Raw genomic sequence first — 14,608 nt, forward strand, 5'->3', positions numbered from 1 at the left:
GTCCAAGTCCGCCTCCCCCAACCAGGCTCGGCAACCGGCACGGCGGGAGGAGGTCGCATCGGGGGCTCGGTCGTATGGCTCCCGGGCCCCGTTAGACGGGAGGCCCGGGGAGGTCCAGGCGGACGTTCAGTGAACGGGAGCGCGGCCCAGCTTTGCTTCGGCGTTCGCGATGATCTCCCGCGTCTGGTCGATCATGTCCGGGCTCACGCTGACGCTGGTTGCGCCCCATTCGACCAGCTTTTCGGTCACCTCCGGGTAGACGCTTGGCGCCTGGCCGCAGATCGAGGCCGTAATACCCCGCCGGCGGGCGACGGTGACGGCGGTCTGGATCGCCGCCATGACCGCCTCGTTCCGTTCGTCGAAGATATCGGCGAGCGCCTCGCTGTCGCGGTCGATGCCGAGAACGAGCTGGGTAAGGTCATTGGACCCGATAGAGATGCCGTCGATGCCGACATCGATGAAGCGGTCGAGGATGAGGACGTTGGACGGCACTTCGACCATCATCCACAGCTTGAAATCGTCACCGCGGACGAGCCCTTGCTCCGACATGAGCTGTTTAACGCCGCGCAGCTCATCGGGCGTGCGCACGAAGGGAACCATAACATAAAGGTTCTTGAATTCCTTGCGAACGCCCTTGATCGCTTCGAGTTCAAGCTTAAAGATGTCGGGCTCGCGGAGGTACCGGCTCGCGCCGCGGTAGCCGATCATCGGGTTCTCTTCGGTCGGCTCATACTTCGCTCCGCCTTCGAGGTTGGCGTATTCGTTCGTCTTGAAGTCCGTGAGCCGGTACACCACCGGGCGAGGATTGAAAGCCCGGCAGAACTCCTTAATGCCCTCTTCGAGCCGGCGGGTGTATTCCTCCGGCCGTCCCTCTTCGATGAACTGCCGGGGGTGCTTGCCAATCTGGGCCACGATGAACTCGGCGCGCAGCAGGCCGACGCCGTCGACGTGACGTTTTGCGACAACTTCCGCAAGCTCAGGCTCGGCGAGGTTCACGTAAAGTTTGGTGGTCGTCTTCAGCGCTGCTGCTCGTGCGTACCGCTCCTTCTGGCGCTCGTACCAGGCGAGGCGTGCTTCTGCCCGGCCGTCATAAATCCGCCCGGCTGACCCATCGACGGTGACTTCGCGGCCGACTTCGAGGCCCATCGCCCCGGCGACGCCCACAACGCACGGGATGCCGAGTTCGCGGCTCACGATCGCAGCGTGACAGGTTCGGCCGCCGCGCTCGGTGACGATTGCAGATGCCCGCTTCATGGCCGGGACGAAGTCGGGCGTCGTCATCTCGGCAACGAGCACATCGCCCTGCTTGACGATGTCAATCTCGCGCGGGTCGTGGACAATCCGCACCAGGCCAACGCCGACCCCGGGGCTTGCCGGCTGGCCGGTCAGGAGGATGGGGGCGGTCTCCTCTTCTCCCTCGTCGGCCTCCACGGCTGCCTTGAGCGTCGTCACGGGCCGCGCCTGCACCAGGTAGAACTTGCCCTGCTCGTAGGCCCATTCGATGTCCTGCGGTTTGCCGTAATGTGCTTCGACGGCACGGCCAATTCGGGCAAGCTCGCGGATCTCGGCATCGGTGAGCTTCTGGCGTTCGCGCAGGTGCTCCGGAACCGGCAGCCAGGCGTTCGCCCCTTCGTGGCTGCCGTCAGCATCCGGCCGGCGGGCGATCATCCGGTCCTGCGGCGTCACCGTCTTGGAGATGATCTGGAGGGACTCCTTGTCGACGAGGTAGAGGTCAGGCGAAATTTCGCCGGAGACGATCCCCTCACCGAGGCCGTACACCGCTTCGATGGTGATCCGGGTGCGGTCGGACGTCACCGGCTCGACCGTAAACATGACGCCCGAGATTTCGGACTGCACCATGCGCTGGACGGGAACGGCCAGCCCGACTTTTGTGTGGTCGTAGCCAGATTCCTCACGGTAGAAGATGGCACGCGCCTCAAACAGCGACGCCCAGCATGCCTGGACTGCCCGGACGACGTTGTCCTCGCCGACCACGTTCAGGAAGGTGCTCTGCTGGCCGGCGAAGCTTGCTTCGGGAAGGTCTTCTGCGGTCGCCGAGCTGCGCACGGCGACCGGTCCGCCGCCGAGCTCCCGGTACGCGGCACGGATTTCGTCAGCGATGTGGGCCGGCATCGGGGCACTCTTGATGCGGCGCTGGATGTTCTCGGCTCGCTCGTTCAGCTGGCGGGTGTCATGCACATTCAGGCCGAAGAGCTCTTTCTTGATGACCGGCTCAAGTCCGTTCTGGTGGATGAAGCGAAAGTAGGTATCGGCGGTGACAACGAACCCGGGCGGCACCGGAATGCCGGCGCGGGTGAGTTCACCGAGGTTGGCGCCCTTGCCTCCGACGAGGCCGATGTCTTCGCGGCCGACCTCGGAGAACCACACAACGGAACGAGTGACGCTTACCAATCTGTCTATACCTCCGCGCATCGCGCATAGTGCAGACCGATGGCTTCGGTCGCACGATTATAGGCCGATGCCGGCAGTTTGCACGGCCGGCCAAACGGCCCGAATTGCCCGCCTGGACGGCCGCTCATTCGACCGTCACCGTTTTCGCAAGGTTGCGCGGCTGGTCGACATCGCAGCCGCGGTGTACTGCCACATCGTAGGCGAGGAGCTGAAGCGGGATCACGGCCGCCACGGGCTCGAGCCACGACGAAACGGCAGGGACCGTTATCACCGCATCACAGAGCGCCGTGAGCTCGGCGTCGCCTTCGGTGATGACCCCGGTCACCGGTCCGCCTCGCGCCTGGATTTGCTCGATGTTCGAAATCATCTTGGAACGCAAGGCATGCTGCGTGGCGATCGCGACGGTCGGGAACGTCGGCTCGATGAGCGCAATAGGGCCGTGCTTCATCTCCCCCGCAGCGTAGCCTTCCGCGTGGATGTAGGAGACTTCTTTGAGCTTCAGCGCGCCCTCCATCGCAACGGGAAATGCAAGACCGCGCCCGAGGAACAGGACGTGCTGCGCTGCGGCCAGTGCGACCGCCCGCTTCCGGATCTGGTCGCGGCGTCGCAGTACATCTGCGGCCGCACGCGGCAGCTGGGCGAGGTCGTGCAGGTGACTCGCAAGCGCCTCTTCGGAGAGCCTCCCCTTCGCCTGCGCGATGCGCAGTGCCAGCAGGTACAGCGCGACGAGGGCGGTGGTGAAGCACTTCGTGCTGGCGACGCCTCGCTCGAGCCCGGCGCGGGTGTACACCGTTCCGTCGGCCACCCGGGTCGTCTGCGCACCTTCCGTGTTGCAGACCGTCACCTGGAGAGCCCCCGCCCGGCGGGCGACGGCCATCGCTTCGAGGACATCGACAGTCTCTCCGGATTGCGAAACGCTGATGACGAGCGTCCGGTCATCCAGGACCGGGTCGCGGTATCGGAACTCCGACGCGTTGTCGGCAGCCGCCGGGAGACCCGCAAACGCCTCGATGTACCGTTGACCAATCATCGCAGCGTGCAGGCTCGTCCCCATGCCGAGGAGGACCACGCGCTCGACTGCCGCGAGGCGGTCGCCTGCACTGCCGAGGTCGTCGAAGTAGAGGGCAGGCGGGTCGAGCGTCGCCAGGCTCCAGATTGTGTCGGTAATCGCCTCGGGCTGCTCGTGGATTTCTTTCAGCATGAAATGCGGGTACTGCCCTTTGAGGGCAGTGACCGGGTCGATTGGGATCCGCCTGCGCTGCAGCATCACCGGCTCGCCGGTGAGCGTGACCACCTCCGCCCCGGACGGAGTGACACGGGCGACCTGCCCGTCAGCGAGGAACGCGACCTCTTGCGTTAGCGGCAGGACAGCCGCCAGGTCGCTTGCCACGATGGTCTCCTCATTACCGAATCCGATGACGATGCCGCCTGCGTTGCCGAGGCGCGTGGCGACGAGCGTGCCCGGTTCGTCGACCGTCATCGCCACGAGGGCCTGCGAACCCTCGAGCCGGCGCGCCGTCCGGGCGAGCGCCTCGAACAGGTCGGCGCCGGCCGCCATCTCTGTTTCGAGCAGGTGAGCAACGGTCTCGGTGTCCGTTTCGCTCTGGAACGCGTGCCCGCGAGCCTGCAGCTCGCTCCGGAGTGCGGTGTAGTTTTCCACGATACCGTTGTGGATGACGACAACGCGTCCGTCGCAGGAGCTGTGAGGATGCGCGTTCCGGTCGCTCGGCCGGCCGTGGGTGGCCCAGCGGGTATGACCGATCCCGGCAGTTGCAGCCGGGAGCGGCCCGATCGCCGCTTCGAGGTTCGCGATCTTGCCCTGTTTTTTCGTGATGGCGAGGCGGTCACCGTCGAGTACTGCGATACCGGCCGAATCGTAGCCGCGGTACTCGAGGTCCTTGAGCGCTCGCAAAAGGATCGGCACAGCCGGGCGGTGGCCCGTGTACCCGACGATTCCACACATGAGGCTGGCTCCTCCGGTCGCAGGCATGGGGTGCCTGCTCGCTTGTGGCACGCGGTGCCCGCGAGCCGGCACAGGCGACAGCGGGCAATCAGACAGTGAGGAGCGAAGAACGGGAGGGGAACCCGTGCACGTGGTGCGCTTTTGTCACGCGGTCACCCGGCGTGGTTTGTGCGTCACCTGCGGCTGTGCAGCCGGGGGGCCATCCGCCGAGTGGTTCGATACTGCCCCCGCCTCGTCATCCGCGCATAACCGCGCGGACCTGGCGCTTGCTGGTGTGCTCCCTGCGTGCCTCTGGTACTTCTGATGCTGGCCTTCCCTGGACCTACCTCCGGCCTGGCGTCGCCCCAGAGTGTCCGGGGTCCGCGTCTCGGCCGTCAACTTTCGACACGAGGTATCCCCGCAAAACCGAGGAAGTCGTCCTCCCATTCGAGGACGAGCCTGATGAGGCGGGCATCGATGCCGTACGGCCGGGCCACCACGCCGCGGCGCTCGAACTCTTCTGCCAGGGCCGCAGCGATGGCGTCGAGCGGCCGGGTGTGAATGCCCAGCTCCCGCTCCGTCTCGAGGATCAATTCGACGAGCTCCCCCTGGATATGGAACCCGTCCTCCTGGAGCTGTTCCCAAATCCACTCAGCACATTCCGTAAAAAGCGCACCCTGCAGGCGTCCCGTCGCTGGCACCTTCGTCCTCGTCGTTTCGCTGTACTCAGCCATGCGCCGCCTGGCGGATCGCCTCAAGCAGAGGCGTTTCGGGCGCTGGCAGGCCCAATTCGTCCCGGAGCTGCTTCAGCCGCCGAATATTCTCCTCGTCCGGGCCCTGCCCCTCGAACCCAGGAACCTCGAGGATGAAGGGTACATCGGCGAAGGCGGGATGCGTCATCAGCGTGCGGAACCCCGATAGTCCGAGGTGGCCTTCGCCGATGTTCTCGTGCCGGTCGCGGAACGTGCCAATCGGCTGCTTCGTATCGTTGGCGTGGACTGCCACGAGGCGCTGGAGGCCGAGCTCCCTGTCGAGCTCCTCGAGCGTGGCCTCGAGGCCGGCCGGCGTCGCGATGTCGTACCCCATGGCGTAGGCGTGGCAGGTGTCGAAGCAGATGCCGACGTTCGGCGGGCTGCCCATCGCCCGCACGATGGCGCCGAGCTCGGCAAATCGCCCGCCGATGCAGTTCCCCTGCCCCGCATTGTTCTCGAGGATGAGCAGCGCGGGGTTGCCCGGCTGTTCGGCGAGGATTGCGCCCAGCATGTCCGCGATGCGCTCGACCATCGCCCCGTCGAACCCGGCGCCGAGGTGACTGCCAATGTGGAAGATGGTGCCGACGACGCCCATTTCGCCGGCAAGCCGGTGGTAAGCGCGCAGCGACGCTTGCGATTTCTCGAGGACGGCGGGGTCCTGGCTGCCGAAGTTCATCAGGTACACGCCATGGAAGAACGCCGGCATGCCGGACGCCTCGCGGATACGATTGAATCGTGCAATCTGGTCAGGGGTGAGCGCCGGGAGCTTCCACTGCTGCGGCGCGCTGACGAAGAGCTGGACCACCTCTGCACCGATGGCGGCCGCCCGCTCGAACGCGAGATGCGGGCCTCCTGCGCTCGAGACATGCGCTCCGATTCTCACGCTGACGCCTCCCCTCCCACGCTCGCGACCCCGACGATCGCCGGGAGCGGGCCAATCCGGGTGACCTTGAGGTCTTGGACCGAAAATCCGGCTTCATGGATCGCCTGGAGGGTGTCGCGGTTGGGGTGGCACCCGCCGCCGACGCGCTTCCAGAGCGGGGTGATGGCGTTCAGCACACCGCGCCCGAGGCGTGAGCCAGCAGTCACGTGCTCCCAGAACAGCAGGCGGCCCCCAGGGGCAAGAACCCGGCGAACCTCCCCTAACGCCTTTCGTTGGTCGGGAATCGTGCAGAAGACGAGGGTGGCCAGCACCGTGTCGAAGCTGGCGTCGGGGAAGTCAAGCTCCTGGGCATCGCCGTCGCGAAGGTCGAGCTGCCGGTCCGGCGGGCGGTGGCGTTCGGCCCGCTCACGCATGAATGGGTCGGGCTCAATGCCGACATAAGAAACATCAGCGGGCAGGTGTGGCCAATTCGAGCCCACGCCGTACCCGATCTCGAGCACGCGGCCCCTGGCCTGCCCCGCAAGGCGTGCGCGGAGGCGCCGCTCGCGGGCACTTTCGTGCCGGGCGAGCCAGTCCCAGGCGGCGGCGAAACGGCGGTGGCCGGAAGCATTCGACACGGGCGAATCCTCGCGTTTGACAGGATCCTGCGACGCGACCAAGATCCCGCGCAACCGGGAGGGACCCATGTTCCCCAACGTACCCCATACCGGGCTCCCGCTGTCGGGGCTCGTGGTCCTTGATTGCACGATTTGGCAGCAGGGCACATATGCGACGGCGATGCTGGCAGATTTTGGGGCAGATGTCATCAAGATTGAGGGCCCGGACTCGCCCGACCCCGGCCGCGGCCTGAGCGAGGCGTACTTCGAAAGCCATAACCGGAACAAACGCGGGATAGTCGTCGACCTGAAGCACCCGCTGGGCCGCGAAACCGTGCTGCGCCTTGCTGAGCAGGCAGACGTCTTTGTGCAGAACCTCCGGCAGGGGGTGATGGACCGTCTTGGCCTTGGGTACGAGGCGGTGCGGGCGCGCAACCCCGGGATTATCTACGCCACAGCTTCCGGCTATGGTTCGAAGGGTCCCCACGCCCGGTGGCCTGCGATGGATATTCTCGGGCAGGCGCGCGGCGGCACGATGACGGTGCAGGGCCCGCCCGATCAGCCGCCGGTTTTTTCGTTCGGGGGAATGGCCGACCAGGTCGGCGCGATTTCGCTCAGCTACGGGATCCTGCTGGCCCTCATCCACCGGGCGCGCACGGGTGAAGGCCAGCACGTCGAGGCATCGCTCCTCGGCGGCCAGGTGATGCTCCAGTCGTTCAATATCACCGGCACACTCTTTACCGGGCAGGTCCCGCCCCGCCGCTCGCGGGAAGACGCCGCGCCGCTCTGGAATGTCTACCAGTGCAAGGACGGGGGCTGGATTGCGCTGAGCATGGCCCAGCTCAGCCGCTGGTGGGCACCGTTCTGCGAGGCGATCGGGCGGCCCGACCTGCGCGATGACCCGCGATTTTGCGCGCTGCCGGCGCACATGGACCACCGCCGCGAGCTGATCGCCGAGCTGGACCGCATCTTCGCTGCGAAGGACCAGTGGGAGTGGGTCGAGGAGCTGTGCGGCCAGGGCCTGCCCGTCGCCCCAGTCCAGGACTACGCCCAGGTCATCCGCGACCCCCAGGTCGTGGCCAACGACTACATCGTCGAGTACGAGCACCGCTCCGGAGAGCGGCGAAAGATCGTGGGACCGGCGGTGCAGCTCGGGGCGACGCCGGGGCGGATTGCGCGGGGGGCGCCGGAGTTTGACGAGCACACCGAGCAGGTGCTGCTGGAGTTCGGATTCAGCTGGGACGACATCCAGGAGCTCCGCGGCCAGGGCGTGATTGGGGCTCGCTAAGCGCTGCCTGGTGGTTGGCACTTGACCCGCGCCTGTTCGAATGTGAGGATAGGGGGGTATCCTATTGGAGGGCGCATGACACCGGAAACTCGCCGCCAGGCGCTCCGACGGATCAAGATCATCGCCGGCCAGGTCGCGGCCCTCGAGAAGCAGATCGAGGACGACCGCTACTGCATGGACATTCTCGACCTGTCACTCTCGATACAGCGCGCCCTTCGCAGCCTGGACGCCCTCGTCCTCGACGGGCATCTGAAAACCCACGTCGTTGAGATGATCCGCAGCGGTGAAGAGGAGAAGGCCATCGCTGAACTTCAGCGCCTGTACCGCACGCAGGGCCCAAGCGAACCCTAACCTTATCAACAACTTCGGAGGCACCCTATGGCACAGACGATTGAACTCAACATCACCGGAATGACCTGCGACCACTGCGTCAATGCGGTCACCGCGGCTCTCAAAGGAGTGCCGGGCGTTCAGGAGGCTGTGGTTAGCCTCGCCGAGAAGGCGGCCCGCATCACGGGCGAGAATCTCGACCCCGCGAAGCTCATCGAAGCGGTGAAGGAAGAGGGATACGAGGCCGCTCTACCCTGAATTCGCGCGGTTCGCCCCTGCTCCGCGGGAGGTTTGCACATGGCCGCTTCCAGTGAAGAAAAGGCGGTGACGCTCAGCGTGACCGGAATGACCTGCGCCTCGTGCGTCCGGCGGGTGGAGCGCGCGCTCAGCAGGGTGGAGGGTGTCGAAACCGCCTCCGTGAACTTCGCGGCCGAGACGGCGCGCGTGACGCTCGGTGCGCCCGTGCCGGTCGAGGCGCTCATCCAGGCCGTCGAAAAGGCAGGCTACCACGCGCGGCCGCTCACAGACCGGGAGCGGCCGAACCCGGCCGAGCAGGCGCGGGGGACGCTCATCCAGCTCATCGCCGCGTCGGTCTTCGCTGTGCCCGCAGTCATTCTCGCCATGGCGATGGATATTGCCGGGCTTCACCTCTTCGGCGAGCCGAACCTGCATGCCTGGGTCGTCCTGGCCCTGGCAACGCCGGTCCAGTTCGGCCTGGGCTGGCGGTTTTACCGGGGCGCCTGGGCGAGTCTCCGGCAGGGTAACCCCAATATGGACGTCCTCGTCGCGCTGGGGACCAGCGTGGCATACGGCTACAGCGCCTGGGTTGTCGTCAGCGGCCGTCACGACACCCACATGTACTTCGACGTGAGCGCCGCGGTGCTGCTGTTCATCTCGATGGGCAAGTACTTCGAAGAGACATCGAAAGGCGCCGCATCGCAGGCCATCCGCGCGCTCCTCGCGCAGGCGCCGGAGACTGCAACCGTGCTCCGCGACGGTGCCGAAATGGAGGTGCCGCTCGATGCGGTACAGGTCGGCGACCGGCTGCTCGTGCGTCCCGGCCAGCGCATCCCGGTCGACGGCGTTGTGGTGGACGGATTTTCGGCGGTCGATGAGTCGATGCTCACGGGGGAGTCGGTGCCCGTCGAGCGGAAGCCGGGCGACCGGGTGATTGGCGGAACCATCAACCAGCACGGCGCCATCACGATTGAGGCAACGGCCGTGGGCGCAGATGCCGCCCTGCAGCGGCTCGTTCGGCTCGTCGAGGAGGCGCAGGGCTCTAAGGCGCCGGTTCAGCGCCTGGTTGACCAGGTTGCAGCGGTCTTCGTCCCGGTCGTCATCCTGCTCGCCGCCATCACGTTTTTCGGCTGGGGGCTCTTCGCCGGTGACTGGCAGCAGGGAATGACCGCCGCGGTGGCCGTGCTGGTGGTCGCCTGCCCGTGCGCGCTTGGACTCGCGACACCGACGGCAATCATGGTCGGCACCGGACTCGGCGCGTCGCGCGGGATCCTCATCCGAAACGCGGCCGTCCTCGAGCGGACACGCAAGCTCGATGTCGTGGTTCTCGACAAAACCGGCACCCTGACCGAGGGCCGCCCGCAGGTCAGCGACGTTGTGCCTCTTGGTGAGATGAACCAGGACGACCTGCTCCGCCTGGCGGCCGCGGCTGAATCGCCGAGCGAGCACCCGCTCAGCCGGGCAGTTGTTGATGCCGCCATTGAGGCCGGCCTGGAGGTTCCGCCCGCCACCCGGTTCGAGGCGCTGACCGCCCGGGGTGTGCAGGCGATGGTCGATGGCCGCCTCGTCCAGGTGGGAAGCCCGGCCATGTTCGCGGAGCTTGGGTACAAGATAGGGCCGCTGGAGCCCCGTATCGGGGAGCTGGAGGCTGCGGGCCGGACGGTGGCGGTGGTCGCCGTCGACGGGACGGTCGTCGGCCTGCTCGGGCTCTTCGACGAAGTGAAGCCGAATGCCAGGCGGGCGGTCGAAGCGCTGCGCCGGCTCGGGCTCCGGGTCGTCATGCTGACCGGCGACAATGCCCGGGCCGCAGCTGCGGTGGCCGCCCGCGTGGGGATCACGGAGTACCGGGCCGGTGTCCGCCCTGAGGAGAAGCTCGCGTTCGTGCGCGAGCTGCAGGCGCAGGGCCTCACGGTGGCGATGGCGGGCGACGGCATCAACGATGCGCCGGCGCTGGCCCAGGCGGATGTCGGCATTGCGCTGAGCACCGGGACCGATGTCGCTATTGAGACCGGCGACATCACCCTGCTCCACGGTGATGTGGCGAAGATCGCCGAGGCGATAGCGCTCTCGCGGGAGACGCTCACCACCATCCGCCAGAACCTCGTTTGGGCGTTCGGGTACAACGTGGTGGCGCTGCCGGTCGCGGCCCTCGGGCTCCTCAACCCGGTCTTCGCCGGGGCGGCCATGGCGCTCAGCTCGGTGAGCGTCATGGCGAACAGCCTCAGGCTCCGAACGAAGGGCCGTGCGCTCGCCAGAGCGGCCGGCAACCCGTACACGGCGCCAGTTGAAAACGTGCTCCAGGCCAACCGCGGGCCTGCCATCGCCATGGCGCTCGCGTTTGTCCTGCTCGTCGTGCCGCTGCTCGTGTTCACCGGGATCGACCGGGGCTGGTTCGGCAACGAGGGCGGAGCGGCTGACCACACCGGGCCGCACGGCTGAGCCGACATCCGGGGCCTGCTTGCGCTGCCCGGCGCAGGTGTGGCGGAGGGCGCCCAGTAGCGCCGCAGTCCGCGCTCACGGCCCGTTCCCACGCCGGTTGCTAGACTGAAGTCATGAAGCGCGCAGCTACCCGGCCTGTCCCGGTCGGTTCAGTCATCATCGGGGGTGGCAACCCCATCGTCGTCCAGTCCATGTGCGCCACGCGCACCACAGATATCGAGGCGACAGCCGCACAGGTGCGGATGCTCCATGAAGCCGGCGCGGGCGTCGTGCGTGTCGCGGTTGATAGCGCGAAGGACGTGGCCGCGCTGGTGGAGATCCGGGCGCGGGTACCGGAGGCGAATCTCTCGGTTGACCTGCAGGAAAACTACCGCCTGGTCACGCAGGTTGCTCCGCTCGTGAACAAGGTCCGCTACAACCCCGGACACCTGCACCATCACGAAAAGCAGAAGTCCGTCCGCGACAAGGTCGCGTTCATCGCGGAGACGGCGGACCGCCACGGGATTGCCCTTCGCGTCGGCGTGAACTGCGGTTCGGTCGACCCGGAGATGGCCGCGAAGTTTGACGGCGCCGACCCGCCAGAACTCGACGGGGTCACCGCGATGGTCGAGAGCGCGCTCCAGCACTGCGCGATCCTGGACGATCTCGGATTCGACCGGTACGTCGTGTCCCTCAAGGACTCCGACCCGAGGAAGGTCATCGAGGCGAACACCCGGTTTGCCGCGATCCGTCCGGAGGTGCCGCTCCACCTCGGCGTGACCGAGGCCGGCATGCTTCCTGACGGCGCGATCAAGACGCGCATCGCCTTCGAACAGCTCCTGTCGCGGGGTATCGGGGATACGATCCGCGTCTCCCTGACCCTGCCCTTCGCCGAGAAGTGGCGCGAAATTGAAGTGGGCAGGCAGATCATCGCTGACGTGGAGGCTGGCAGGTTCCGCTCCGTGCCGAAATTCCTCGATGGCGGGCTCAACATCATCAGCTGCCCGAGCTGCAGCCGGGTCGAGAACGAGGCGTTCGTGGACCTTGCCTTCAAGGTCAAGGAGATGACCGCCTACGCGAAAGAATACGACATAACGATTGCGGTCATGGGTTGCCGGGTCAACGGGCCGGGCGAGACCGATGATGCTGACCTGGGTCTCTGGTGTGCCCCGACGTTCGTCAACCTCAAACGTGGCGAGGTCGAGCTGGGCGCCTTCCCGTACGATACGGTCCTCGACCGGCTGAAAGAGGAACTCGACCGGCTCATCGCAGAAAAGCAAGCAGCCGCGACGGCACGGGAGCGCTGAACCGCCGGCCTCCTGGCACGACGGTAAGCTCGACAACACTGGGGCAAGAACGACGACGGCCGGGGCAGCTGCCCCGGCCGTTGTGGTGTCGCTGGTGGAGACGCGGGAGAGTTGAACTCCCGGTCCAGAGAAGGTCGGCTCCGGATTATCCTACAGGCTTTCCCACCGATAGAGGTCTCGCCGGGGAACTGCAGTGGTGGTCCCCACGTTCTCCGGCCAGCCGATGCGTCTTTCGCGGGCGGTATCGGCGTCAGCCCGCGGCAGCCTGGCTTTGGTGACGCCCTACCCCGGCGCTACCAGGCCGGGCCCCGGGGAGGACGGCTCCGCACTAAGCGGCGAGAGCGAGTTGGCGAGTGTTGCCGTTTATTTTTGGCCGCCTGATTAACGAGGGTGACAGCCAACCTCGGCCTGCTATCCGGCTACCTGGCTTCCTGTCGAATCCTTTCGTCCCCGTGATGGCCCTATCATAGCACAGCTGTTCGCCACGGGGCACTACCGCCGCCGGTGCAGCGCCTCCTGGAGCGCGCGCTGCTGGTCGCGCTGCTTCAGCGCTTCCCGCTTGTCGTACCGCTTCAGGCCGCGGCCCACACCCAGCTCGACTTTCGCCTTGCCGCGCTTGAAGTACATCGAGAGCGGGACCAGCGTGAGGCCCTTCTCCTCGACCATCCGGGCGATGCGCCGAATCTCCTGCTTGTGGAGGAGGAGTTTGCGGTCGCGGGTCGGGTCGTGGGCCGCGTACCCCGCGTTCCGGTAGGGTGCGATGTGGGCACCTACCAGCCAGACCTCGCCGTCCTTGACCCTGGCATAGGACCCCTGCAGCTGGACCTTGTGCTCCCGCACTGACTTGATCTCGCTCCCGGTCAGGACGATACCGGCCTCGAAGCGGGCGAGGATTTCGTAGTCGTGCCTGGCGCGGCGGTTCTGGGCGATGGTTGCGTCGGACATCTCGGTGAAACGCAGCGGGCCCATCCGCGATGGGCCCGCCTGGCATCCTTCCAGTCTACCGCGAGGTCAGTTCCCGCGCAGGAGGTCAATGGCTTTGAAGAGCTGGATATCGCCCCGGTCGACGTAGTCGTCATAACTCATAGGGACCTCGATGTCCGGTTTGACGCCGAGCCCTTCAATCTGGTCGCCCTTGGGTGTCAGCCAGCGGCCCACCGAGATGTATAGCGCGCCGCAGCCCTTCGGGTCGCCGCAGCTCTTGAGCTCCTGCAGCTGGTTGACCGTGCCCTTGCCGAAGCTGCGGGTGCCGACGATTCTTGCGCGGCCGTTATCACGCAGGGCTGCGGCCAGCACTTCTGCACCGGATGCACTGCCCTGATCCTGGAGGATGACGATCGGGATCCTGGTGAGGATGCCGCCGCGACGGGCGTTCCAGCTTTCTATCTTTCCGTCGGCGTCGACTTCCGAGAGGATTATGCCGCTATCGAGGAACTCGTCGGCAACGTCGACCGTCGCCTGGAGGAGACCACCGGGGTTCCCGCGCAGGTCGACGATAAGACCTTTGTACCCTTTGGCTTCGACGTCCTTCAGCTTGGTGCGGAGTTCATTGAGGGTGCGGTCATGGAACTGCGTGATGGCAACGTAGGCGATGTCGGTGACCTCGTTGCCATTGCGATCGACGAGCTTCGAACCGCTCTCGCCGGGGATGACTTCGAGGTTCGGCTCGAGGAACACGCTCTCAAGCGGGATATTGCCCCGGGTGATCGTGATGGTCTCAATCGTGCCGTCGGTGTGCTTCACCTTCAGCGTCACCTGGGTGCCCGACGGCCCGCGAATGACCTGGACCGCCTGCGTCTGGGTCCAGCCTTCCGTGGAAACGCCATCGACCTCGAGGATGATGTCCCCGGCGCGGATTCCCGCCTTCTCCGCCGGCGAGTCGCGGAAGGGAGCAACGATGGTTATCACCCCGCCACGGTCGGAGACGGTCGCGCCGATCCCGTCGTAGCTGGACGAAAGATTGAGCGCGCCGGCGGCCATTTCTGCAGGCGTGAGGTACTCCGTGTGAGAATCGTTGAGCGAACGAATGATCCCGTCGATGGCGGCCTCGCGCAGGGTCTCGGGGTCGATGGCCGATTTATCGACATAACGTGTCTTCAGCAGCTCGACGATCTCGTCGATGATGGCGGCGCCAATGGCATCGTCCCCGCCGGCGCCGGCCTGCTCCGCCGCTGGCCGGCTGGCGGGAGTATCGGTTGTCAGGTCATGGACTGCATACCCAAGGCCGAAGGCGAGGGTGAGCATGCTGAGGAGGAGGAATACCGCAACGGCCGCACGGGCAACCTGTTCGCCGCCGCCCGGACGGGAGGATTCGCGGGGGATATCCATTGGAGTCCTTTTCGCGCAGAGCGCGATATGCGGAGATGACACGAGTGTACAGGCGCCACTTCTGGCGCTTCAATTTGCCGATTACCGGAGGTTTACGCCCTGGCTGGCCCCGCTT

The 14,608-nt window shown here is 66.3% G+C and carries 12 protein-coding genes and 1 other RNA gene; 5 read left to right on the forward strand and 8 right to left on the reverse strand.

Annotated elements, in window-relative coordinates; translation table 11 throughout:
• Positions 1 to 126: 126 nt before the first annotated feature.
• The 5 genes from ppsA to A9A59_RS09310 all read right to left on the reverse strand — a co-directional run bounded on the left by ppsA (position 127) and on the right by A9A59_RS09310 (position 6,606).
• The gene (ppsA, locus tag A9A59_RS09290; protein WP_278286857.1) at positions 127 to 2,388 is read right to left on the reverse strand and encodes a phosphoenolpyruvate synthase; all 2,262 of its coding nucleotides are present in this window, start codon (positions 2,386 to 2,388) and stop codon (positions 127 to 129) included.
• 148 nt (positions 2,389 to 2,536) lie between these two features.
• On the reverse strand, positions 2,537 to 4,375 hold the full coding sequence (glmS, locus tag A9A59_RS09295; protein ID WP_098504006.1) for a glutamine--fructose-6-phosphate transaminase (isomerizing): 1,839 nt from the start codon (positions 4,373 to 4,375) through the stop codon (positions 2,537 to 2,539).
• Positions 4,376 to 4,749: 374 nt separating this feature from the next.
• Positions 4,750 to 5,088, reverse strand: coding sequence for a hypothetical protein (locus A9A59_RS09300; RefSeq protein ID WP_098504007.1), 339 nt, complete (start codon positions 5,086 to 5,088; stop codon positions 4,750 to 4,752).
• Positions 5,081 to 5,989 carry a deoxyribonuclease IV gene (locus tag A9A59_RS09305; RefSeq protein ID WP_165772630.1) on the reverse strand — a complete coding sequence of 303 codons (909 nt, stop codon included), beginning with the start codon at positions 5,987 to 5,989 and terminating at the stop codon, positions 5,081 to 5,083. The genes A9A59_RS09300 and A9A59_RS09305 overlap by 8 nt, the downstream gene beginning before the upstream one ends.
• Positions 5,986 to 6,606, reverse strand: a complete 621-nt coding sequence (locus A9A59_RS09310) for a class I SAM-dependent methyltransferase (protein WP_165772631.1) — start codon at positions 6,604 to 6,606, stop codon at positions 5,986 to 5,988. Before A9A59_RS09310 ends, A9A59_RS09305 begins: the two co-directional genes overlap by 4 nt.
• A 67-nt stretch (positions 6,607 to 6,673) precedes the next feature.
• On the opposite strand from A9A59_RS09310, the gene A9A59_RS09315 reads away from it, so the two are divergent.
• From A9A59_RS09315 to ispG, 5 genes are all read left to right on the forward strand, one after another.
• On the forward strand, positions 6,674 to 7,873 hold the full coding sequence (locus A9A59_RS09315) for a CaiB/BaiF CoA transferase family protein (RefSeq protein WP_098504009.1): 1,200 nt from the start codon (positions 6,674 to 6,676) through the stop codon (positions 7,871 to 7,873).
• Positions 7,874 to 7,948: 75 nt separating this feature from the next.
• On the forward strand, positions 7,949 to 8,224 hold the full coding sequence (locus A9A59_RS09320) for a metal-sensitive transcriptional regulator (protein WP_098504010.1): 276 nt from the start codon (positions 7,949 to 7,951) through the stop codon (positions 8,222 to 8,224).
• A 27-nt stretch (positions 8,225 to 8,251) separates the two neighbouring features.
• A complete protein-coding gene (locus tag A9A59_RS09325) occupies positions 8,252 to 8,461 on the forward strand; it encodes a CopZ family metallochaperone (RefSeq protein ID WP_098504011.1) in 210 nt (69 codons plus the stop codon).
• A 39-nt stretch (positions 8,462 to 8,500) separates the two neighbouring features.
• On the forward strand, positions 8,501 to 10,879 hold the full coding sequence (locus A9A59_RS09330; RefSeq protein ID WP_098504012.1) for a heavy metal translocating P-type ATPase: 2,379 nt from the start codon (positions 8,501 to 8,503) through the stop codon (positions 10,877 to 10,879).
• A gap of 113 nt (positions 10,880 to 10,992) precedes the next feature.
• Positions 10,993 to 12,165: a (E)-4-hydroxy-3-methylbut-2-enyl-diphosphate synthase gene (gene ispG / locus A9A59_RS09335; RefSeq protein WP_098504013.1), complete on the forward strand. Its 1,173-nt coding sequence runs from the start codon at positions 10,993 to 10,995 to the stop codon at positions 12,163 to 12,165.
• 92 nt (positions 12,166 to 12,257) lie between these two features.
• On the opposite strand, the gene ssrA is transcribed toward ispG, so the two are convergent.
• The 3 genes from ssrA to A9A59_RS09350 form a co-directional block, all read right to left on the reverse strand.
• Positions 12,258 to 12,617: a transfer-messenger RNA gene (gene ssrA / locus A9A59_RS09340) on the reverse strand.
• 40 nt (positions 12,618 to 12,657) lie between these two features.
• Positions 12,658 to 13,110: an SsrA-binding protein SmpB gene (smpB, locus tag A9A59_RS09345; RefSeq protein WP_098504857.1), complete on the reverse strand. Its 453-nt coding sequence runs from the start codon at positions 13,108 to 13,110 to the stop codon at positions 12,658 to 12,660.
• Between the two features lie 66 nt (positions 13,111 to 13,176).
• Positions 13,177 to 14,493, reverse strand: a complete 1,317-nt coding sequence (locus A9A59_RS09350; protein WP_098504014.1) for a S41 family peptidase — start codon at positions 14,491 to 14,493, stop codon at positions 13,177 to 13,179.
• Positions 14,494 to 14,608: the final 115 nt, after the last annotated feature.

The organism is Tepidiforma thermophila (genome assembly GCF_002563855.1).
In the GTDB taxonomy this organism is placed as follows: Bacteria; Chloroflexota; Dehalococcoidia; order Tepidiformales; family Tepidiformaceae; genus Tepidiforma; species Tepidiforma thermophila.